The sequence below is a fragment of the Streptomyces sp. NPDC058864 genome (assembly GCF_042742985.1).
GTDB lineage: Bacteria > Actinomycetota > Actinomycetes > Streptomycetales > Streptomycetaceae > Actinacidiphila.
Window position 1 is genome coordinate 251,259 of sequence record NZ_JBHYMQ010000003.1, and the last position, 20,715, is coordinate 271,973.

Genomic DNA, 20,715 nt, shown 5'->3' on the forward strand with positions numbered 1-20,715 from the left:
CCGCGTCGTGCTCGGGGATGCGGCGGGCCTCGGTTCCTCCCGGGGTCAGTTCCCTGCGTCGTGGCTGTGCACGATCTGGATCAGGTTGCCGCAGGTGTCGTCCAGGACGGCGGTCGTGACCGGGCCCATCCGCACCGGTTCCTGGGTGAAGTGGACCCCGAGCGCGCGCAGGCGCTCGTACTCCGCCCGCACGTCGTCGACGGCGAAGGAGGTGGCCGGGATGCCGTCCTCGGCGAGCGCCGACGTGTAGGGCTTCACCGCCGGATGACCGGAGGGCTCCAGCAGCAGCTCCGTCCCGTCGGGGTCCTCCGGCGAGACCACGGTCAGCCACCGGTCCGTGCCGAGCGGGACGTCGTGCTTCTTCACGAAGCCCAGCACGTCCGTGTAGAAGCGCAGCGCCTTCTCCTGGTCGTCGACGAAGACGCTGGACAGGTGGATCCTCATGGGGTGCTCTCCGGTGCGTCGGGCCTGAGCCACCGCGTCACGATGCGCTCAAGGGGTTCGGTGTTCAGGTCGTGGTACTTGTAGCGGCCCTGGCGCCGCGTGAGCACCAGTCCCGCGGTCTCCAGTACGGCCAGGTGCTGGCTGACCGCCTGCCGGGACAGCCCCAGCCCGTGCTTCATCGCCAGCCGCCCGCAGATCTCGAACAGGGTCTGGCCGTCCCGTTCCACCAGCTCGTCCAGGATGCGTCGGCGGGTGGGGTCGGCCAGCGCCTTGAAGACATCCTCTGCCATGACCCGAGCATAGGCAAGTAGCGACTTGCCTATCAAGCGCGGGGTCGTGGGTGCCGGGTCAGAAGTCCATGCCGTGGCCCGGCTCCTCCGCGGCCGTGTGCCGGAAGGAGCCTCTTCGGCCCACCATGAGCCGCCTGCTCGCAGGCCCGGTCAACGCGGCAACCGGCGTTCGAGCGTGACGCAGTCGACCACGTAGGGCTCCAGCAGCCGTCCGAGGCCGTCCAGGGCCGGGGGGAGCACGGTGGGCTTCAGGTCCTTGACGCATCGGGGCGCGTGGAAGTCGTAGTGCTCGGGGTCGCGGCCGAACGCCCGCGCGCCTGGGGGCAACGACCGCCCGAGCTCCGGCTGGACGGCCAGGTAGGGAGTGGGGCCGTGCCGGTAACCTCCGCTGCCCTGCCGTTCGACGACGACGTGGTCCATGGCCCACTCGACTCTCCGCGTGCGCCAGGGCCGGCGACGGCGCGGCCGTTCAGCCGTTCGCGATCCGGTCGGTCTCGGAGACGTGCGTGATGGCCAGCAGCGCCGTGTCGTCGTTCCGCCGTCCGCCGGTGTGCCGGTGGTGGTCGGCGAGCAGGGCGTCCACGAGGGCATCCGGGCCGGGGTGGCGGCGGCCCGTGCATCTTCCGACGGGGTCGTAGAAGGTGCCGGACGCGTCGCGGGCCTCGGTGAGTCCGTCGGTGTAGAGGAGCAGCGTGGCCCCTTCGGGGAACGGCAGCGTGTCGACGGCGTCGTGTCCTTCGCCGAGGGCGGCGAGACCCAGCGGCAGGCCCGGCCGGGCGGGTTCGACGTAGCGCACCGTGTCGCCCAGGAAGAGCAGCGGCGCCGGGTGGCCGCGGTTGATCAGCCGGACCTCGTGTCCGCTCCGGGAGAACTCCGCCAGCACGCCCGTGATGAAGCCCTCCAGCTCGGCCGGCGTCCCCGACTGCCCGGCCTCTAGGGTGACGGCCCGCTCCAGGCGCCGCACGAGGCCGGTCAGGCTCGGCTCCTGGAGGGCCGCCTCGCGGAAGGTGCCGATGCCGACCGAGACCGCCCTGACCGCCCCCATCCCCTTGCCGCGCACGTCGCCGATGACGCAGCGCACGCCGAAGGGGGTGTCGACCACGGCGTACAGGTCCCCGCCGATCTGCGCGTCCGTCTGGGCGGCCTCGTAGCGTGCGGCGAAGCGCAGCGGGCCGATCCGTTCCGGGGGCCGGGGCAGGACGGCGCGCTGGACGGCGGCGGCGATGTCCCGTACGGACTGGAGCTGCCTCTCGCGGTGGTGGAGGAGCCGGTTGAGGAGGACGCCGATTACCGTCACCGTGGCGACCATGACCAGCTCGCTCAACGCGATCGCGCTCTCCCGGTAGCCGAAGTAGCGGAACATGGCCCAGTCGAGGAGGAACGCGGCCACCCCGGTGAGGATCGTGCCGCGCAGGGACAGCAGGGGCGCGGCCGCCAGGATCGCGGCCGCGTAGAGCGCGGCGGCGCTGACGGTCCGGGGGGTGACGAGGTCGATCAGCACGGCGAAGAACAGCAGGGCGGCGGGCAGCAGGCGGCTCCGCATCCCCGCCCGTTTCCACGTTCCCAGCCTCGCCACCTGCTGCTCCCGACTCCGACCGGGCTCCTGGCCGGCTCAGGCTAACCGTCGGCCGTCCGCCCCGCTCTTCGCGTGACCCGAACGGCGCATGCGTTCCTTCAGCCCCCGTCCGGTGTCCGCCGCGCGGCTGCGAGGGCGGCGCCCGCCACGAGGAGGGCGGCGAGGGCGGCGTAGCCGTAGGGGAGGGCGGCCGCGGCGGCGACGCCGCCCACGAGCAGCGGGCCGCCCGCGTCCCCCAGTTCGCGCCCGAGTTCGGCCGCGCCCATGGTCTGGCCGAGGCGTTCGCGGGGCGTGGCGGTGGCGAGGGCGGCGAAGCCGAGCGGGGTGATCAGTCCGGTGCCGGCGCCGATGAGGGCGGCGCCGCACAACACCCCGCTCGGTCCCGGGAGCACGGCGCAGCCCAGGCCGCCCGCGGCGAGCAGCAGTCCTGCGGTGATGCCGCCCTGCACGGTGAGCCGGCCCGCGTCCAGCGCGCGTCCGGCGCGGGGCTGCACGAGCGCCGCACACCCGGCGAGGACCGACACGGCCGCACCGGTGGCGACGGTGCCCAGGCCGGCCGCGCGACCGGAGACCGGCAGGAAGCCCACGCCCACCGACAGCGCGGCGGTCGCCCCGGCCAGTGCCGCGGTCGGGGCGAGGAAGACCGGGTCCGCCAGCCGTCGAGCGAGGTCCAGCAGGGTCTGCCGGGACTTGGGCAGCGGCGGTACGACCGGGACCGCGAGCGCCGCCCAGACGGCGACCGCCGCGCCCAGGACCGTCAGTACGGCGAAGAGCAGGCGCAGCCCGCCCGCCCACACCAGGACGCCGCCCAGCAGCGGCCCGAGGGTGTAGCCGATCGACTTGCAGAAGCCGTACGAGCCGAACGCCCGCCCTTGCCCCGCCGCCGGGTTGAGACGCGCGACGAGTGCGGAGGCCGACGGGGAGAAGGCGGAGGCGGCCGCGCCCTGGCCGAGCCGGGCCGCCCACAGCCAGCCCGGGCTGCCCGCGGCGGCGTACAGGGCGGAGGCGGCGGCGAAGGCGACGAGGCCGCCCAGCAGGACCGGGCGGGCTCCGACCCGGTCGGCGAGGGTGCCGAACAGCGGCTTGAGGACGACTTCGGCGCCGTCGTACAGGGCCAGCAGCCCGCCGAGCACGATCAGGGAGGTGACGGCGTCCCCGGAGAGTCCGCCCAGGCTGGCGGCGATGCCGTGCGCGCCGAAGGCGGTGGTGAAGCCTGCCGCGTACAGGGGCCACATCTGCCGGCGCGGCGCCGCCGCCCGGGCCTCCGCCGCCGGGGTCATCGCGGCACCGCCTCTGTTTCGTCCGGGACGGCGCGCGGGCCGCGTCGCACGTCGCCCACTGCCACTGCGTACGGCACACCGGAGAACGTACCGCCGCCGCAATGTGCCAGCCGGGCGGTCACGCGTTGAGCGCCCCCGTGGCGAGGAGCCCGAGGAGCAGCAGACCCACGGCGACGCGGTAGACCACGAAGGAGTTGAAGGTGTGCCTGGCGACGAACTTCAGCAGCCACGCGATCGAGGCGTAGGCGACGACGAACGAGACGGCGGTGCCGACCAGCAGCGGGGCGGCGCCCACGCCCGCGCCGACGGCGTCCTTCAGTTCGTACAGGCCCGCTCCGGTCAGGGCGGGGATGCCGAGGAAGAAGGAGAGCCGGGTCGCCGCCACCCGGTCCAGGTCGAGGACGAGCGCGGTGGACATGGTGGCGCCGGAGCGGGAGAAGCCGGGGAAGAGCAGCGCGAGGATCTGCGAACTGCCGACCAGCATGGCGTCCTTGAGGCCGGTGTCGTCCTCGCCGCGCTTGTGGCGGCCCATCTGGTCCGCCGCCCACATCACGCCGCTGCCCACGATCAGGGAGCCGGCCACCACCCACAGCGAGGCGAGGGGGCCTTCGACGAGCCGTTTGGCGGCCAGGCCGACGGCGACGATCGGGACGGTCGCGCAGATGACCCACCAGGCGAACTGGTAGTCGCGGTGGTGGCGCTCCTCGCGGTCGAGGATGCCGCGGCCCCAGGCGGAGACGATGCGCACGATGTCCTTGGAGAAGTACACGAGCACCGCGGCGATCGCGCCCACCTGGATGACGGCGGTGAAGCCGACGACGGAGGTGTCGTCGACGGGGATGCCCATCAGCCCCTCGGTGATCTTCAAGTGGCCGGTGGAGGAGACCGGGAGGAATTCCGTTATCCCTTCGACCACGCCCAGGACTGCGGCCTGGCCGATGCTGATGGCGCTCATGTGGCTCCGTTTCCGTGCTGCGGTGCGGGTGGATGTCGTTGCGAGGTGCGTGAGTCGGTCAGCGGCGCAGGCGGCGCAGGGCGCGGCGGGCCCGGTCGCGCAGGCGCGCCGTGCGGCGCCGCCGGGCCCGGGAGCGCCGGGTGGCGGCGAGGCCGACGAACAGTTCCCCGTAGGTACGGGCGACGTGGGCGGGGTCGAAGCGCTCGGCGGCGCTGCGGGCCGCCTCGCCCATGCGGCGCCGGCCGGGCCCGTCGGCGATCAGCTCGCACAGCGCGGAGGCCAGGGCTCGCCGGTCGCCCACCGGGACCAGGCGGCCGTCGACGCCGTCGTCGATGATCTCGGCGGGGCCGAGCGGGCAGTCGGTGGAGACGACCGGCACGCCGCAGCGCATCGCCTCGACCAGCGTCATGCCGAAGGACTCGGCGTCGGAGGCGGAGGCGACGATCGATGCCTTGGCGAACTCGGCCTCGATGGGTGAGACCGCGCCCATCAGTGCCGCCCGCCCTGCCAGGCCCAGCCGGTCGATGAGCTCCCCGAGCCGCTGCCGGTCGGTTCCCGCGCCGTAGATGCGCAACGTCCAGTCCGGGTGCTCGGCGGCGACCGGGGCGAACGCCTCGATGAGCAGGTCGAACCGCTTGGCGGGTACCAGCCGGCCGGCCGCGGCGATCACCTTGGGCGTCCCGTCCGCGGGCGGCGGACCGGGGTCGGGGACGCTGTTGGGGATGGCCATGACGCGCACACCGGGCAGGCGCATCTTCGCCCGGTAGACGGCGGCGTCCGCCTCGGTGGTGGTGACGACCGCGTCCAGTTCGCGGTACCAGCGGGCCAGTTGGGCGAGGAGCTGCTTGCCGTGGCTGTCGTGGGTGAGGTGTTCCTGGGCGACGCGCAGGGCGCTGGCCGGTCCGAAGCGGGCCAGGTAGACGTTGACGCCGGGCCGGGTGCCGATGATCACGTCCGCGTCGCAGCTGCTCAGGTACCGCTCGACGCGCCGGTCGGTGAGGCGGCTGTACTGCTTGTACCGCTTCTCCGCCGCGGGGAAGGCGCGGGCCGGCTCGTGCAGCAGCGGATCGGCGGCGTCGGCCGCGTCAGGGCGGATGTCGACCAGCGGCACGACGGCGATCCGGGGGTCGACCGTGAAGCGGGGACGGGCGCGGTGGCGCAGCATCGAGACCACCGTCACCTCGTGGTCCTCGTCGGCCAGGGCGGCCGCGAGGTTGAGCGTGGTGCGGATGGTGCCGCCGATCCCGTAGACGTTGTGGATCAGGAATGTGATCTTCATGCGGTGGGCTCCCGGCGCGCCCGTGTGCCGGTGCCGTCGTCGCGGCGGCGTGACCGGAGCAGTTCCAGGGCCAGGGGCAGCAGGGAGAGCGCGACGATCACGCCGACCAGCGGGAGCAGGTAGCGGTCGACGTGGGGGACGCTCGCCCCGAGGGCGTAGCCGCCCAGCACGAGGGCGACCGTCCACACCAGGCCACCCGTGACCTGCCAGAGCGCGAACGTCCTGCCGGGTACGCCGACGATCCCGGCGAGCGGGTTGAGCACCGTCCGCACGACGGGGATGAAGCGGGCGAGCACGACGGCCTTGCCGTGGCCGTACCGGGCGAGCAGGTCCTCGGCCCGGGCCATGCCGTCGATCAGGTGCCGGTTGCGGGCGCGGGCCAGGAGGGTCCGTCCGGCGCGGCGGCCGATCAGGTAACCGGTCTGCGCACCGAGGAGTGCCCCGGCCGCGGCCGCCGTCAGCACCCGGGGGAGTGACAGGGGCAGGCCGTCCGTGCCGCTGCTGCAGAGGAGCCCGGCCGTGAACAGCAGCGAGTCGCCGGGCAGGAAGAAGCCGATCAGCAACCCGGTCTCGGCGAAGAGCACCAGGAAGACTCCCGCCGTGCCGAACGCCGTCAGCAGCGACGTGGCGTCCAGGGGATTGAGGGCCGAAGGCACCTGAGGGTCCTTTCCTGTCGTGCCCGGGCGTGCCCTGACCGGGGCGGAGCCGGGGCAGAGCCGGGGCAGGGCTGTTCCCGGGTGCGAGGGCATGGCACACTCGGGCAGGCGGCTTTTACACCGCCGTAGAAGTTCTACACGAATGTAGAAGATGAGCGAGCGAACGACAAACCCCACGGGCGAACCTGCGCACGGACGCGGTCCCAAGCGCGCCAACGGTGCGCGCGAGGCGGAGATACTCGGCCTGCTGCAGCAGGCCGACGGCGCGCTGACCCCCGGCGAGGTCGCCGAACGCCTCGGCGGTCAGCTGACCTACAGCACGGTGGTGACGATCCTCACCCGCATGCACACCAAGCAGCTGCTCAACCGCACCCAGCGCGGCCGGGCCTACGCCTACGCGCCGGTGACCGACGACCCCGGGTTCGCCGCCCGGCGCATGCGGTCCGTCCTGGAGGAGCGCCCGGACCGCGAGGCCGTCCTCGCCCGCTTCGCCGACGGGCTCTCGGACTCCGACGCCGACCTGCTGCGCCAGCTGCTCGGCCCCGACCAGTAGGAAGGCGCCGCCGCATGCGCATCGCCGTCTACCTTCCGCTGCTGCTGTCGCTGCTCGCACCCTTCGGCGCCCGACCGCTGTCCGAGCGGTGCGAACCCCGCCTGGCGACCTGGCTGCTCACCGCGTCCACGGTCGTGCTGGGGATCGCGAGCACGGTCTCGCTGGGCCTGCTCACCGTCGTCGGCCTGATCCGCGTCCCGCAGCTGGCCGGCCTCGGCCACTGGTCGGCCCAGGCCGCCCAGCGCGACGACCCCGCCGAACTGTCCGTCTCGCTGATCGCAGGACTGCTGCTCGGCGGCGCCGTCGTCATGGCCGCCCGCATGCTCTGGCGGCGTGCCCGCACGCTGGCCGCCGCGGCCCTGGAGGCCGCCTGCATGCCCGCCCGCGACGGGCTGGTCGTGGTCGAGGACGACACCCCCGACGCCTTCGCGATCCCCGGCATGCCCGGTCGCGTCGTGGTCTCCACCGGGATGCTCCACACGCTGGACGACTCCGAGCACGACGTACTGCTGGCCCACGAGCGCGCCCACCTGACCGGCCACCACTACGCGTTCGTCGCCCTGGCCCAGATCGGCGCCGCGGCCAACCCCCTGCTGCGGCCGCTCGCCACCGGCGTCACGTACACGATCGAGCGCTGGGCCGACGAGAGGGCCGCGGCCACCACCGGGGACCGCACCCGGGTCGCCCGGTCCGTGGGCAAGGCCGCCCTGGCCGCCCGGAACGGCCCGGCCCGCATCCGGGGCGCCGCCATGGGCATCCTCGGCCGGCGCCCCGGCCGGCGTTCCGGCCACCGGCCGCGGCAGGCCGGAGCGGGCCCAGTGCCGCGCCGCGTCGCCGCCCTCCTTGCTCCGCCTCTCGGGCGGCACCCGGCGCTCGCCGCCGCCACCGCCGCCGTGCTCACGGCCGCGACGCTGTCCACCGCCGAAGCCGCGCACGACCTCCACCGCCTGCTGGAGGCCGTCGGGGCCTGGTAGGGCCCCGGCCCGCAGGCCGCGGCGCAGGGCGTCGAGCCGCTCGGCGATCATGCGCCGGCTCACCTCGGTGCGTGGGGCCAGTCGGGCCGCACCGTGGAAGGCCCCCGGGAAGTGGTGCATCTCGGTGGGCACGCCCGCCGTGATCAACCGCCGGGCGTAGGCCAGGTCCTCGTCGCGCAGCGGGTCGAACTCGGCCGCCGCGACGTGGGTGGGCGGCAGTCCGGCCAGCTCCTCCGCCCTCGCCGCCGAGGTAGTGGTCCCAACTCTGCTGAGAGTTGAGGCGGTTGAACCCCGGGGTATCGGTGAAGGTCGGCATCGAGGGGTGGTGAGCCGGTCGTCCGGGATCGGAACGCCGAGGTACTGCATGCTCAGGGCGAGGCCGCCGTGGGCGTCGGGCTCCTCGAACCGCGCCCGCCGGCGCAGCGGATCCGCCTCGCTCATCGGGAAGGTCCGTTCCGGGGTGCCGGCCCGGCGCCGCGTGACGCGGTCCCGCTGCGTCTGGTGATCCACTCGTACGTGGACGAGGTGACAGCACCCGCCCGCGGATTCCGCCAGGTGGCGGATGGCCGACCTCTCGACACGCGACCAGCATCCGAAGTCCAGGACGGCGTTCGCCCCGAGCACCGGGGCCTCCGGCGCGAGCCGCAGCAGCAACCCTTCCGGCACGTCACGCCCGCCGTCCGCCTCGGAGGCGCCGGACAGCGGGATCATCCACTCGTCCGGCGTCAGGCGCAGTGCGACGTGCTCCTCGGCGAGCCGCCGGGCCACGGTGGTCTGGCCGGCCCCGGGCGGACCGGCCACCAGAAAGAGCGAGCTCACACGGAGATCCCGCCAGGGCGGGGACGGGGCCATCGGTGGCACGGCATCCGACCCCCATGGACCTAACGTCCGGCGTGCCGCGCGCCGGACGGCGCCGCATCGCGTCACGCTGCTGGCGTGATCGGCCGTGCGGTGAGCCGCCCGTCGCGACGTCCGGTTCGCAGGCCGCACACGGCATCCCCACGAAGGGCCTCAGACATGTCCGCTTCCCCTCTCGGCACACTGTCCCGCTCCGGCTCCCACGCCATCGCCGAGCACGCCGTTCCGCAGTACGTCCACGACGCGGGGCTGCTGCTCCTGCGACTGGCGCTCGGACTGACGATGGCGGGCCACGGAGCGCAGAAGCTGTTCGGCTGGTTCTCCGGGGTGGGCCTCGACGGCGCCGGACGGGTCTTCACCTCCGCGGGCTACCCGGCGGGCAAGGCGATGGCCGTGATGGCCGGACTGAGCGAGGTGCTCGGGGGTGTGGGCCTGGCTCTCGGGCTGCTGACCCCGCTCGCCGGGGCGGCGGTGGTCGGCGTCATGGTCAACGCCGTCACCCTGAAGTGGGGCGGCGGGTTCTTCGCCCCGTCGGGGGTGGAGTACGAACTCCTCATCGCCGCCGTGGCCGTCGTGCTGGCCGTCGTCGGGCCCGGCCGCTTCGCACTGGACCGTCACGTTCCGGGCGTGCGGGCGCACCGGGCGGGCAACGGTGTCGCCGCGGTCGTCCTCGGCGTGGTGCTGGGCGTGATCGTGCTGCTGTTCCGCGGCTGATCACCGGGCATACGGCCCGGCCGGCGGCTTCCCGCCGTCCGGACCGCCGCGGACGCGAATCAGCTCCCCTCCCGTACGCGTGGCGACCGCAGGAGACCGGCGCGTTCGGCGAGGAGAGCGGCCTGGACGCGACTGTTGACCTGCAGCTTGACGAAGAGCGAGCTGACGTGGTCCTTGACCGTGCCGGTGCTCAGGCAGAGGCGTGCGGCGATGTCCCTGTTGGACATGCTCTGCGCGATGAGGAGGAGGACGCTGCGCTCGCGGTCCGTCAGCCGCGCCACGTCCCGGGCGGCGGCCTCGTGAGGTGCGGCGTCCAGATAGCCGTCCACGACCGTCCGGGCGATCTTTGAGGCGAGCACGGTCCCGCCACTGGCCAAGGCGCGCACCAGAAAGGGGAGTTCCTCCGGGTCCGTGTCCTTCAGCAGGAAGCCCGCCGCACCGGAGCGCAGGGCGGCCGCGACGTACTCGTCCATGCCGAAGGTGGTCAGCATCGCCACCACGGGAGGCCGCGGCAGGCGGCGCAGCCGGGCGAGGACCGTCAGCCCGTCCGTGTCCGGCATCCGGATGTCCAGAAGCACCAGGTCAGGCCGCGCATCATGCACCGCCTGGACCGCCTGCCCACCGGCGACGGACGCGACGACCTCGATGTCGTCAGCCGCTTCGAGGATCCGCTGGAAACCGGTACGGATCAGGGCTTCGTCGTCGACCACCAACACCCGGATCACATGTGCTCCACTCGCAGCCGATCACCGCCGGATCCCTACCACGCCGCGAGCAACCCATTCATCACAATAGAGGGCGAAATGAGGCGGTTGGGCCAGCCGGTCGGCGGGGGAGAATCCGGACATTCGCCGGATGGTGTGCGGGTGGCCGCGTCACAAACCTGGGGGCATGACCAACGCATCGCCGGCCACAGCCCCGGCTCCCGCAGCACCCCCCGGGTCCGTGGAGGGGCACCGTGGTTTCCGTCCGGCGGGGACGGGCCGACTGGTCGGCGTGGATCTCGCGCGAGGTCTGGCGATCCTGGGGATGTTCGCGGCGCACGTCGGTCCCGACCCCTCGGTGGGCGGCCCGCTCGGCTGGACGATGGAGTTGGCGCGGGGCAGGTCCTCCGCGTTGTTCGCCTTCCTCGCCGGCTTCTCCCTGATCCTGCTCACCGGGCGACCGGAGCCCCGCAGAGGGCAGGCGGGCAGGCAAGCGGTGGGGCGAGTGCTGATCCGCGCGGGCGTGCTGGTCGTCCTGGGGTATCTCCTGACGGCCCTGGACACCTCCATCGACGTGATCCTGTCCTTCTACGGCCTCGCCTTCGTACTGCTGCTTCCCCTGTACCGGCTGCGGGCCGGAACGCTGGCGGTGACCGCCGCGGCCACCGCGCTCGTCCTGCCGCAGGTCCTGTACGTACTGCGGGTCTCCGTCGACCGCGGGAGCTGGGGCGACGCGGTGATCGCCCATGACCCGCTGGCCCGGCTGACCGGTTCGGACGGGTTCCTGGAACTGCTGATCACCGGCTCCTACCCGGTGCTGACCTGGGTGCCCTTCCTCATCGGCGGCATGGCCGTGGCCCGCCTCGACCTCGGCCGGGCCGGGGTCCGCGCCAAGACCGCCGTCTGCGGCGGCGTGCTGGCCGTCGTCGGTTACGGCGGTTCGTGGCTGGCGCTGCACTTCGTCCCGGGGGCGGAGGCGGCGATCAGGGCGGCCACGGACGGCGCGCCGACCGCCTCGGCCTGGTGGTCCGACGCGCTCTCGCAGGCATACGGGGACCAGGTCGTCGACACCCCGTCCTGGCTGCTGGTGGCCGCGCCGCACAGCCAGACCACGTTCTCGATCCTCGGCAACACCGGAGTCGCGATCTTCGCCGTGGCGACCTGCCTGGCCGTGATGGAGCGCCCGACCTGGCTGCGATGGGCGGCCACGCCTGTCACCGCGGTCGGATCGATCTCCTTGACCGCCTACGTGGGCCACATCGTCGCCATCAAGGCCCTAGGAGCAGACGATCTGCCGGACTCGGCCGCCCTGCCGGTCCTGCTCTGCTTCGCCGCGGCAGCGATGGTGGCGGCCATGGCCTGGACGCGGATCTTCCGGCGCGGGCCGCTGGAAGGCGTACTGCACGCGATCACCGCGCCTGCCCGGCTGATCACCTGACGGGTGCGACGTGTCCGCCGTGCACCGGCCTCCTTCGGGTGCGGGGCGAACGCCGAGGCAGCGGGCCGGCCCTTTGACCAAGACGAGGAAACGGACCCCCGACGGCGACTCACGTCACCGCCGAGAGCCCGTTTCGCTGGTACCCCTAGCCCGCCACGGAGGCGGTGAGGCGCTCGGCGACCTCCGAGGCCGACGGCATCGCGGCGATCTCGTCCCGCAGGCGGTGTGCCGCCGCGGTGAACCCGGGCTCGGCGAGCAGCCGGCCGACCGCCGCCGTGACCGACTCCGGGGCCTGGTCGCCGATCGGCAGTGCCAGACCCGCTCCCGCGGCCTGCAGCCGGAACGCCTGGCGCTGCTGCCCCGGCGCGCCCGGCACGACGACGGCCGGGATCCCGCGCGCCGCGGCCCCGAAGGTGGTGCCGGAACCGCCGTGGTGCACGATGACCGAGACGCCGTCGAGCAGTTCCGCCGCCGGGACGAAGGTGACCAGCTCGACCCGGCCCGGCTCCAGCCCGAGGTCGCCGACCGGGATGCCTCCGGAGGTGGCCACCAGGTCGACGTCCAGGGCGCTCAGCGACCGCAGCAGCGGACCGAGCGTGGGCGCCGCGTCGCGGGCGGTGCTGAGGCTGACGAGCACGCGGGGACGGCCGGTACCGGGGACCCGGGCCGCGCGGGGCGTGCCCTCCGGGCCCTGGTGGGGCTCGGGCCGCAGTGCGATGCGCTCGAGGGGCGGCAGCGCACCGTCGCGCTGCAGGCCGGGCGGGCAGATGTCCAGCAGCCAGCGGCCGGACGGGGCGTGGGCCGGTGCCTGCAGACCGCGGTCGAGGTAACGGGACTGCGCCGTCGTGGCCAGCGCGTCCAGCACGTCGGGCTCCAGCGCCGGGTCGATGCCCATCACGGCGGACGGCACCTTGAGCACCGCGGCGACGAGCGGCCCCACGAAGTCGCAGTGCTCCGAGACGACCAGGTCCGGCTCCCACGCGCGCGCCGCCGCGACCGCGTCGTCCACGGCGAGGTCGACACGCGCCCCGGCGAAGAACTCGGCGACCAGCGCCGGCGACGGATCGGTCATCAGGTCGGCGCCGGTGCGGCGGGTCACTTCGGCGATCGCCACGTCGACGGTCGGACCGGCGGGGACGAACTCGAAGCCCTCCGCGCCGACCGGGCCGGCCATCGAGGCGGCGGACACGAAGGCGACCTCGTGCCCCTGTGCACGCAACGCGCGGGCGAGCGGCAGCAGGGGCAGGAAGTGGCCGGTCATGGGGGTGTTGAACATGAGGATGCGCATGGGTATCGAGATCACCTGTGTGCTTGTGCCACGAGAGCGACCGCTGAGCGGCGGATCGTCGTCGCGGCGCGACTCCCCGGTCCGATGTGCTGCCCTGGACCCGGAATTGATTGCGGGTACAAGTATATGCGGGCTATTTGCCGAAGCAAGGACGCCCGGGCCGACCCCTGCCGAGCGGTGGGGCGCGACCATGCCGACCGACCGGCGCGTTGCCCCGCGACCGATGAGTTCCGGACGCGGCGGGAGTCCGCAGGAGTGACCGTCGCAGAAGGCGGTACGAGGCCGCCCGGCACGAGACCAACGGAGACCGCCATGACGACCGCACCCGACGACGCGACCACCGCACCCGACGACCCGACCACCGCGCCGACGGGCCGCCCGCCCGTGGTGGACCTGGCCACCTGGCAGGCCGCCCGGGACGAGCTGCTGGTCCGCGAGAAGGCCCACACCCGTGAGGGCGACGCCCTCGCCGCGGCCCGGCGCCGGCTGCCGATGGTGGAGCTCGACGGGACGGTCGAGGTCGTCGGGGCCGAGGGCCCGGTGCCGTTCCTGGGCCTGTTCCAGGGCCGCGACGAGCTCGTCGTCTACAAACACATGTGGTACGACGGCGCGCCGCACCAAGGGCAGTGCGAGGGCTGCACCACCACGGCCTGGCACCTCAAGGACGCCGTCTACCTCAACGCCCGCGGGGTGTCCTTCGCCGTCCTGACCACCGGCCGCTGGGAGGAGGTGGCCCCCTACGTCGCGTTCATGGGCTACACCCAGCCCTGGTACTCGGTGCGCGACGTCGAGGGCCCGGTCGGCGAGGACATGGGGCACATCACCTCCTTCCTGCGCGACGGCGACCGTGTGTTCCTCACCTACTCCACGACGGGCCGGGGGAACGAGCGGGTCAACGCTTCCCTCGGCCTGCTCGACATGACGCCGTACGGCCGCGGCGAGGCGTGGGAGGACAACCCCGAGGGCCGGCCCGAGGGCGGCGACTCGTGCTGGTCCTGGCGCTCGGACGCGGACGGGAACGCCACCTGGGGCCCGGCAAGCCGACCCGTACCGCAGTGGACCCGCCCCGGCGCGACGCCGGTGGAGACCCTCGGCCGGCGCGGCCACCACCACTGACGCCCCACCGTCCCGCCTCAGTAGCGGGCGCCGGCGGGAGGCTGGATGGCGTCGAGGTCGGCGCGGTCGGCCGGGGACAGCCGGACGTCCGCGGCGGCCGCGTTGTCGGCGAGGTACTTCGGGGTCTTGGTTCCGGGGATGGGGACGACGTGCGGGCCCTGGGCGACGAGCCAGGCGAGGGCCACCTGCGCGGGGGTGGCGCCGGCCCGGTCGGCGACCTCGCGGACCTTGGCGGCGATGTCCAGGTTGGCACGCAGGTTGTCGTCCTGGAAGCGTGGCAGACGCCGCCGCTGGTCGTTCTGCGGCAGCTCGTCGAACGCGGCGAACCGGCCCGCGAGGAAGCCGCGGCCCAGGGGCGAGTACGGCAGCAGGCCGATGCCGTGCCGCTCGCAGAAGGGCAGGACCTCGGCCTGCACGTCGCGGGTCCACAGGGAGAACTCGGACTGCACGGTGGTGACCGGGTGGATGGCCTGGGCGCGCTGGATCTGGTCGACGCCGACCTCGGAAAGCCCCAGGTGGAGGGCCTTGCCGGCGGTGACGGCCTCGGCCATGGCGCCCCAGGTCTCCTCGAGCGGGACGTCGGGGTCGACGCGGTGCAGCTGGTAGAGCTCGACGTGGTCGGTGCCCAGGCGGCGCAGGCTGGCGTCGATGGCGGCACGGATGTGCTCGGGCCGGCCGTTGGGGCGGACGAGGGGGGAGCCGCCGGGGCCGCCGGTCGGGTCGATGCACTCCATGCCGGCCTTGGTGGCGAGGACCGCGCGGTCGCGGTGGCCGGCCAGGGCCCGGCCGAGGAGCTCCTCGTTGGTGTACGGGCCGTAGACGTCGGCCGTGTCGATCAGGGTCACGCCCAGGTCCAGGGCCTGGTGGATGACGGAGACGGAGGTGGCCTCGTCGCGCGGGGTGGCCATGTCGTAGGCGAAGCTCATTCCCATCGCTCCCAGGCCGATGACGCCGACCTGCGGTCCGTGGACGCCCAGGGTGGTGGTGCGCATGGTGTGTCTGCCTTCGTGTCGATCGGGGCGGGCTGCACGGTCACAGTCCGTGAACGGGATGCCGCCCGGGGCGGGGGCCCCTTGCGGCCCTGTCACCCTCGCGCCCCCGGGGAAGCCGTGGCAGGCCGCGCGGTGGCGGGGAGCGGCGTTCGGGGGTGCAGCGCGGCCCCCCACGTCCGCCTCGCTCGTGCCGGCCGGCTGGCACACTGGCCGAATGAGCTCTGACCAGCACAGCAATGACCTGGCGGGGTTCCTGCGCGCCCGCCGCACCCAGGTCACCCCCGAGCAGGTCGGCCTCCCGGAGGGACTGGGACTCCGTCGCACCCCGGGGCTGCGCCGCGAGGAGCTCGCCACCCTCGCCGGGGTCAGCATCGACTACTACACGCGTCTGGAGCGCGGCAAGGAGACCCGTCCGAGCCCCGCCGTCGTCGACTCCCTCGCCCGTTCGCTGCTCCTGGACGGCGACGAGCACGAGCACCTGCGGCGGCTGGCCGCCCGGGCCGCGCGCAACGCCCCCGAGCCGCCCGCCGCCCCCAGCCGCGCGGTGCAGCCCGGCGTCCGGCTCGTACTGGAGAACCTGCGGCCGGGCCCCGCGTACGTCCTCAGCCGCACCCTGGACGTGCTCGCCGCCAACCCCGGAGGCCTGCACCTCTACGCGGGCATCGACAGTTGGCCGGCCAAGCAGCGCAACCTCGCCCGCTACTACTTCCTGCACCCCGCCGCCCGCGAGCTGTTCCCCGAGTGGGAGTCCCGCATCCGAGGCTGCGTCGCCCGTCTCAGGGCGCTGGCCGGTATCGACCCCGACGCGCCCGACCTGGCCCAGCTCGTCGGCGAACTCCTGCTGAAGAGCGACGACTTCGCCCGCCTGTGGGAGCGGTACGACGTCCGGCCGCACCGCCCCGGCACCAAGCACTTCCGCCACCCCGAGGTCGGCGACCTCACCCTCGGCTACCAGCCCATGCAACTGGACGGCACTCCCGGGCACCGGCTCGTCGCCTACTACGCCGAGGAGGGCAGTCCCGACCACGACGCGATGGTCCTCCTCGACATGATCGGCACCCAGCGCGCCACCGGGGCCGGCGCCGCCGAGGACGACACGCGCCCCGCCTACGACTCCGTCCCGGCCCCGCTGCGACGGCGGGACACCCCGCGGTAGAGCGGCCACAGGCTCGACAGGAACACCACCGCCGCCAAGGCCGGCATGAACGTGCCCATCGTCACGGGGGAGCCGACGAGGTCCTCCGGGCCGCCGAGGACGTGCGCCACGCCCCATCCGGCGAGTCGGCGCCGGAGCGCAGTCGTGCCGGTCGTGGGGTGAGTGGGGACATCGGCTGATCCGCCGGACTCTCGCGACAGTTCGTGCAGTTCGTGGGTGCGGTCGCTCCGGTTGCACCCAGGGCGCGATGCGGACAGCATGTTGCGGGGGTGAAATGTCCGGCTGTCACCTCTCCGGCACCGGCGGTGGCCGCTTCCCGTGCTGCCCGTCGCGCTCAGCGCCGCCCGGCGAGGTCGGCACCCACGCCACCGGAGGTCCGGCGCCCGCGGCGGTGGTGCCGTCACCAGGAAAGGAACCTCCTCATGTCCACCACCGTCATCCAGCATGTCCTGGACCGGCTGAGCGACATCGGTGTGCGTCATGTCTTCGGTGTTCCGGGCGACTACGCCTTCCCCGTCAACGACGCCATCGCGCAGCATCCGGACATCCAGTGGATCGGCAGTTGCAACGAGCTCAACGCGGGCTACAGTGCGGACGGTTACGCCCGCGTCCGCGGCGTGGGCGCGGTGAGCACGACCTACGGGGTCGGGGAGCTCAGCGCGATCAACGCCGTCGCCGGCGCCTACACCGACCACCTGCCGGTGTTCCACCTGGTGGGCATGCCCAAGATGCCCGTCCAGGCGCACCACTCGATCGTCCACCACACGCTGGGCAACGGCGAGTTCGACCTCTTCCTGAAGATGACCGACGCCGTGGTGTGCGCGAGCGCGGTCATGACGCCGCAGAACGTCGCGTCCGAGACCGAACGCCTCATCGCGGCGGCGTTCCACCACCGCCGCCCGGTCTACATGGCCTTCCCCGCGGACCTCGCGACGATGCCCGTGGTCGGATCGGCCCAGCCGATCCCCGCGCCCGCCAGCGACCCCGCGCAGCTGGACGCCGCCGTACAGGCCGTCGCCGACATGCTCGGCCGCGCGAGGAGCGCGTGCGCCCTGCCCGGCGTGCTGACCGCCCGTTCCGGCCTCGCGGACGAGGTCCAGCGCTTCCTGGACGCCACGGGGATGCCCTTCGCCACGATGATGGCCGACAAGGGCGTCCTGAACGAGGAACAGCCCGCCTACTCCGGCATGTACGACGGCAAGCTCATGAACGAGGGCGTCCGCCGTTTCGTCGAGGGCAGCGACGTCGTCGTCCTGATCGGTGCGCTGATGCACGACTTCAACAGCGGCGCGTTCACCGCCCATCTCGACCCCGGTCGTACGATCGACATCCGCCACCACCACGTGAGCGTCGACGGCATGACCTACCAGAGCGTGGAGATGAAGGACCTCCTCCCAGCGCTGGCCGCGAAGCTGCCGCGCAAGCAGTGGCCGCACATCCCGTCCGAGGTGACCCGCATGGGCCCGGCGGGCGGCAGCGCCGACGACTCCATCACCGCCGAGAACCTCTACCCCCGCTGGGAGAACTTCCTCAAGCCGAACGACATCCTGGTCGCCGAGACCGGCACGGTCTCCATGGGCCTGGCGTTCGCCAGGCTGCCCAGCGGGGCGACCTTCCACAACCAGACGCTGTGGGGCTCGATCGGCTGGGCCACCCCCGCCGCGGTCGGTGCGGCCGTCGCCGCCGCCGGGGACGACCGGCGCGTCGTCCTCATCACGGGTGACGGTTCGCACCAGCTCACCGCGCAGGAGATCAGCCAGTTCGGGCGGTACGGGCTGCGGCCGGTGGTGTTCGTCCTGAACAACCACGGCTACCTGATCGAGCGCCTGCTCTGCAAGCACCCCGACACCGCCTACAACGACCTGGCCAACTGGCGCTACTCCGAACTCCCCAAGGCCCTGGGCTGCGAGGACTGGTTCACCGCCCGCGTCTCCACCCTCGCCGAGCTCGACCGGGCGATGGACGCGGCGGGGAAGGCCGGCACCGGCTGCTACATCGAGGTCATGACCGACACCTACACTGCGCCGCCGCTGGCCACCCAGCTCCACGACAACATCGAGAGCCTCTACTCCACCTGACCGGCGCCGCCCCCCACCGCGCCGTCGCGTCGCGGTGGGGCGGGGGGTTGGGGCAGAATCTGCGGTCATGGCCCCGCGACGTGACACGGCAGAGCTCTATCCGGACGTCGCGGGGCGCGGCGGACTCGCCGCGGCGCTTCGGATGGCTGCGGAGGAGGGGGGCTTCCTCCTCCCCGTGACCGCCTCGTCCGGCGACCCGCTGACCGGCGCCGCCGTCGGGAGCAGGCTGGCGCACCGGGACGCGCTGCAGATCAACGCCTCGGAGTTCGAGCGGAGTTGGTGGATCCGCGGTGCGGACACGCTGCAGGGGATGCCGCTCGTCGAGGGCTGCGCAAGGGAGCTCGGGCAGCTCGTGAGGGCCGCGCGGGCCTGGCACGAGGGGGCGTCGCTGAGCGACATCCGCCGGGCCGCGCCGTTCGTGCGCCTGACCGACCGGTTCGAGGTCCCCGACGGCGATCCCGCGCTCCTGGCCGAGTCCGAGTGGCGCGGCCTGCGCAACGAGGCGAGGACGGTGTCCGTGCCCGGGTACCGGCCGCTGCTGGAGCAGGCGTACACCCAGCCGGCGCTGCGGGCCCTCTACCCCTTCCGGATCGGCTGGAAGCTGTGCTTCTCGACCACCGCCCGCCCGGAGCTGACCGTGGTCGGGCCGCGCCTGAGCTCGTACGACGGCGACGATTTCACGGTCAGCGCGGAGCTCGTCGGTGGGGGCGTGCTCGCCGTGACGGCCACGGCGCGGGAGGCGGTCGCGGTGGCCGTTCGTCATCTGCCGGGCGGACTGGGCCCCGTCGGGTCCGGGGCTCCCGGCTGACCGCCGCCGCGCCGGCGTGCGGTCAGGGCCGCAGCAGTTCCGCGGCCCGTTCCGCGATCGCGTAGACCGTGGCGTTGGTGTTCGCGGAGGGGATCGAGGGGATGACGGAGGCGTCGGCGACGCGCAGGCCGTCGACGCCGTGGACGCGCAGGGCGGGGTCGACGACGGAGCCCGGTTCGCCGTCGCCCATGCGGCAGGTGCCGACGGGGTGCATGTAGGAGCACAGGCTCCTGAGCGCGTACTCCCGCAGCCCTGCGGCGTCCGCGACCCGCGGGCCCGGCTGGACCTCGTGCCCGCGCCAGTCGCCGAGAGCGTCCGCCCGGCCGATCTCCCGTGCCAGGCGCAGCCCTTCGACCACGGCGGTGAGGTCCCGGCCGTCGGCGTAGTAGTCCGGGTCGACGAGCGGCAGGACGTCCGGGTCCGCGCTCGCGAGGCGTACGCTGCCGCGGCTGTGGGGCAGTATCGCGGAGACGGCGATGGTGTAGCCCTGGCCCGCGCCGGGCGCGCCGGGGGCGGGGACGTGGCCCGCGGCGTCGACGAAGAGCACCTGGAGGTCAGGGCCGTCGAGCCCGGTCCGGCTGCGCACCAGGCCGAGCGCCTCGCCGTGGTTGTTGACGCCGGCGGGAACGGGACGCGCCGCGCGGTAGACGAGGTTCGCGACCGGGTGGTCCTGCAGGTTGGCCCCGACGCCCGGGAGGTCCGCCACGACGTCGATGCCCGTGCCGCGCAGGTGTTCCGCGGGGCCGACGCCGGAGAGCAGCAGCAGCTGCGCCGATCCGATGGCACCCGCCGTGACGACGACCTCGCCCGAGCAGCCGACGGCCAATGGCGTGCCGCGTCCGGTGACGTACTCCACCGCGGTGCACCTCCCGCCGCTGATGTGCAGCCGGCGCACCTGTGTGCCGGTGACCACGGTCAGGTTGGGACGGTGCAGGGCCGGACCCAGGTAGGCGTCGGCGGCGCTCTGCCGTCTCCCGCCGACGATGTTGAGGTCGGACCACCCGAAGCCCTCCTCCGCGCCGCTGCCGATGTCGGCCGCGCGGGGGTGACCGGTTTCGGCCGCGGCCTCGAGCATGGCCGCCACGACCGGGTGCGGCGGGTCGGGCGGCCCGACGGTCAAGGGGCCGCCGACGCCGCGCAGGGCCGGATCCCGCCCCGAGGTGTTCTCGCTGCGCTTGAAGTAGGGCAGCAGCCCGTCGAACCCCCAGTCCTCCAGGCCGGGCCGGGCCCACGCGTCGTAGCTGGAGCGGTGGCCGCGGACGAAGTTCATGGCGTTGATGGCGGACCCGCCGCCGAGCGTGCGTCCGCGTCCGAGGAGGACCCGGGTGCCGCCGGCCCGCTGCGGGACGGTGGTGTCCCCCCAGTTCGCGGACGTCCGCAGCAGCGCCGGCCAGGCCGGCGGTGTGCTCATGTCGGTCGAGGTCCGCGCCGTGCCCGCTTCGAGGAGCAGGACGCGGGGGCCGTCGAGCTCGGACAGCCGGGCGGCGATCACGCTGCCGGCCGTCCCGCCGCCGACCACGACGTAGTCGTAGCTGTCGGTCATCGGTTCCATGGTC

General features: G+C 73.7%; 20 protein-coding genes and 1 pseudogene. 8 read left to right on the plus strand and 13 right to left on the minus strand.

What is annotated here, in order from left to right:
- Positions 1-45: 45 nt before the first annotated feature.
- From ACFW3D_RS04385 to ACFW3D_RS04420, 8 genes are all read right to left on the minus strand, one after another.
- Positions 46-444, minus strand: coding sequence for a VOC family protein (locus ACFW3D_RS04385; RefSeq protein ID WP_500501150.1), 399 nt, complete (start codon positions 442-444; stop codon positions 46-48).
- A complete protein-coding gene (locus ACFW3D_RS04390) occupies positions 441-734 on the minus strand; it encodes an ArsR/SmtB family transcription factor (protein ID WP_500501152.1) in 294 nt (97 codons plus the stop codon). The genes ACFW3D_RS04385 and ACFW3D_RS04390 overlap by 4 nt, the downstream gene beginning before the upstream one ends.
- A gap of 150 nt (positions 735-884) precedes the next feature.
- Positions 885-1,154: a hypothetical protein gene (locus tag ACFW3D_RS04395; protein WP_500501154.1), complete on the minus strand. Its 270-nt coding sequence runs from the start codon at positions 1,152-1,154 to the stop codon at positions 885-887.
- A gap of 49 nt (positions 1,155-1,203) precedes the next feature.
- Positions 1,204-2,277: a PP2C family protein-serine/threonine phosphatase gene (locus tag ACFW3D_RS04400; RefSeq protein WP_500501155.1), complete on the minus strand. Its 1,074-nt coding sequence runs from the start codon at positions 2,275-2,277 to the stop codon at positions 1,204-1,206.
- Positions 2,278-2,408: 131 nt separating this feature from the next.
- Complete coding sequence (locus ACFW3D_RS04405; RefSeq protein ID WP_500501157.1) at positions 2,409-3,590, minus strand: MFS transporter; 1,182 nt, start codon at positions 3,588-3,590, stop codon at positions 2,409-2,411.
- Positions 3,591-3,708: 118 nt separating this feature from the next.
- Positions 3,709-4,545, minus strand: coding sequence for an undecaprenyl-diphosphate phosphatase (locus ACFW3D_RS04410; RefSeq protein WP_500501159.1), 837 nt, complete (start codon positions 4,543-4,545; stop codon positions 3,709-3,711).
- Between the two features lie 58 nt (positions 4,546-4,603).
- Positions 4,604-5,824: a glycosyltransferase family 4 protein gene (locus ACFW3D_RS04415; protein ID WP_500501161.1), complete on the minus strand. Its 1,221-nt coding sequence runs from the start codon at positions 5,822-5,824 to the stop codon at positions 4,604-4,606.
- Complete coding sequence (locus tag ACFW3D_RS04420) at positions 5,821-6,480, minus strand: DedA family protein (RefSeq protein WP_500501163.1); 660 nt, start codon at positions 6,478-6,480, stop codon at positions 5,821-5,823. The genes ACFW3D_RS04415 and ACFW3D_RS04420 overlap by 4 nt, the downstream gene beginning before the upstream one ends.
- Before the next feature lie 151 nt (positions 6,481-6,631).
- Here ACFW3D_RS04420 and ACFW3D_RS04425 point away from each other — a divergent pair, with 151 nt between their 5' ends.
- Together ACFW3D_RS04425 and ACFW3D_RS04430 are read left to right on the plus strand one after the other, a co-directional pair.
- The gene (locus tag ACFW3D_RS04425; RefSeq protein WP_500501165.1) at positions 6,632-7,033 is read left to right on the plus strand and encodes a BlaI/MecI/CopY family transcriptional regulator; all 402 of its coding nucleotides are present in this window, start codon (positions 6,632-6,634) and stop codon (positions 7,031-7,033) included.
- 14 nt (positions 7,034-7,047) lie between these two features.
- The gene (locus ACFW3D_RS04430) at positions 7,048-8,007 is read left to right on the plus strand and encodes a M56 family metallopeptidase (RefSeq protein ID WP_500501167.1); all 960 of its coding nucleotides are present in this window, start codon (positions 7,048-7,050) and stop codon (positions 8,005-8,007) included.
- A 99-nt stretch (positions 8,008-8,106) separates the two neighbouring features.
- Here ACFW3D_RS04430 and ACFW3D_RS04435 read toward each other — a convergent pair.
- A pseudogene (locus ACFW3D_RS04435) lies at positions 8,107-8,859 on the minus strand (P-loop nucleotide/nucleoside kinase family protein); the annotation flags it as partial.
- A 165-nt stretch (positions 8,860-9,024) separates the two neighbouring features.
- Between ACFW3D_RS04435 and ACFW3D_RS04440 the strand changes: the two are divergent.
- Positions 9,025-9,579, plus strand: a complete 555-nt coding sequence (locus ACFW3D_RS04440; protein ID WP_500501169.1) for a DoxX family protein — start codon at positions 9,025-9,027, stop codon at positions 9,577-9,579.
- A 59-nt stretch (positions 9,580-9,638) separates the two neighbouring features.
- On the opposite strand, the gene ACFW3D_RS04445 is transcribed toward ACFW3D_RS04440, so the two are convergent.
- Complete coding sequence (locus ACFW3D_RS04445; RefSeq protein WP_500501171.1) at positions 9,639-10,304, minus strand: response regulator; 666 nt, start codon at positions 10,302-10,304, stop codon at positions 9,639-9,641.
- A 166-nt stretch (positions 10,305-10,470) separates the two neighbouring features.
- Here ACFW3D_RS04445 and ACFW3D_RS04450 point away from each other — a divergent pair, with 166 nt between their 5' ends.
- Positions 10,471-11,721: a DUF418 domain-containing protein gene (locus tag ACFW3D_RS04450; protein WP_500501173.1), complete on the plus strand. Its 1,251-nt coding sequence runs from the start codon at positions 10,471-10,473 to the stop codon at positions 11,719-11,721.
- Positions 11,722-11,866: 145 nt separating this feature from the next.
- Here ACFW3D_RS04450 and ACFW3D_RS04455 read toward each other — a convergent pair whose 3' ends face one another.
- Entirely contained in the window at positions 11,867-13,009 is a 1,143-nt protein-coding gene (locus ACFW3D_RS04455; protein WP_500501175.1) for a glycosyltransferase, read from the minus strand.
- A gap of 312 nt (positions 13,010-13,321) precedes the next feature.
- Here ACFW3D_RS04455 and ACFW3D_RS04460 point away from each other — a divergent pair, with 312 nt between their 5' ends.
- The gene (locus tag ACFW3D_RS04460; protein ID WP_500501177.1) at positions 13,322-14,125 is read left to right on the plus strand and encodes a DUF899 family protein; all 804 of its coding nucleotides are present in this window, start codon (positions 13,322-13,324) and stop codon (positions 14,123-14,125) included.
- A gap of 17 nt (positions 14,126-14,142) precedes the next feature.
- Here ACFW3D_RS04460 and ACFW3D_RS04465 read toward each other — a convergent pair whose 3' ends face one another.
- Positions 14,143-15,117 carry an aldo/keto reductase gene (locus ACFW3D_RS04465; protein ID WP_500501179.1) on the minus strand — a complete coding sequence of 325 codons (975 nt, stop codon included), beginning with the start codon at positions 15,115-15,117 and terminating at the stop codon, positions 14,143-14,145.
- 214 nt (positions 15,118-15,331) lie between these two features.
- Between ACFW3D_RS04465 and ACFW3D_RS04470 the strand changes: the two genes are divergently transcribed.
- The 3 genes from ACFW3D_RS04470 to ACFW3D_RS04480 all read left to right on the plus strand — a co-directional run bounded on the left by ACFW3D_RS04470 (position 15,332) and on the right by ACFW3D_RS04480 (position 19,159).
- Positions 15,332-16,273 (plus strand): helix-turn-helix transcriptional regulator, encoded by a 942-nt coding sequence (locus ACFW3D_RS04470; RefSeq protein ID WP_500501181.1) that lies wholly within the window; start codon positions 15,332-15,334, stop codon positions 16,271-16,273.
- Between the two features lie 422 nt (positions 16,274-16,695).
- Positions 16,696-18,351, plus strand: coding sequence for an alpha-keto acid decarboxylase family protein (locus ACFW3D_RS04475; protein WP_500501182.1), 1,656 nt, complete (start codon positions 16,696-16,698; stop codon positions 18,349-18,351).
- A 67-nt stretch (positions 18,352-18,418) separates the two neighbouring features.
- A complete protein-coding gene (locus ACFW3D_RS04480) occupies positions 18,419-19,159 on the plus strand; it encodes a DUF6193 family natural product biosynthesis protein (RefSeq protein WP_500501184.1) in 741 nt (246 codons plus the stop codon).
- A gap of 22 nt (positions 19,160-19,181) precedes the next feature.
- On the opposite strand, the gene ACFW3D_RS04485 is transcribed toward ACFW3D_RS04480, so the two are convergent.
- Positions 19,182-20,711 (minus strand): GMC family oxidoreductase, encoded by a 1,530-nt coding sequence (locus ACFW3D_RS04485; protein WP_500501186.1) that lies wholly within the window; start codon positions 20,709-20,711, stop codon positions 19,182-19,184.
- Positions 20,712-20,715 lie beyond the last annotated feature (4 nt).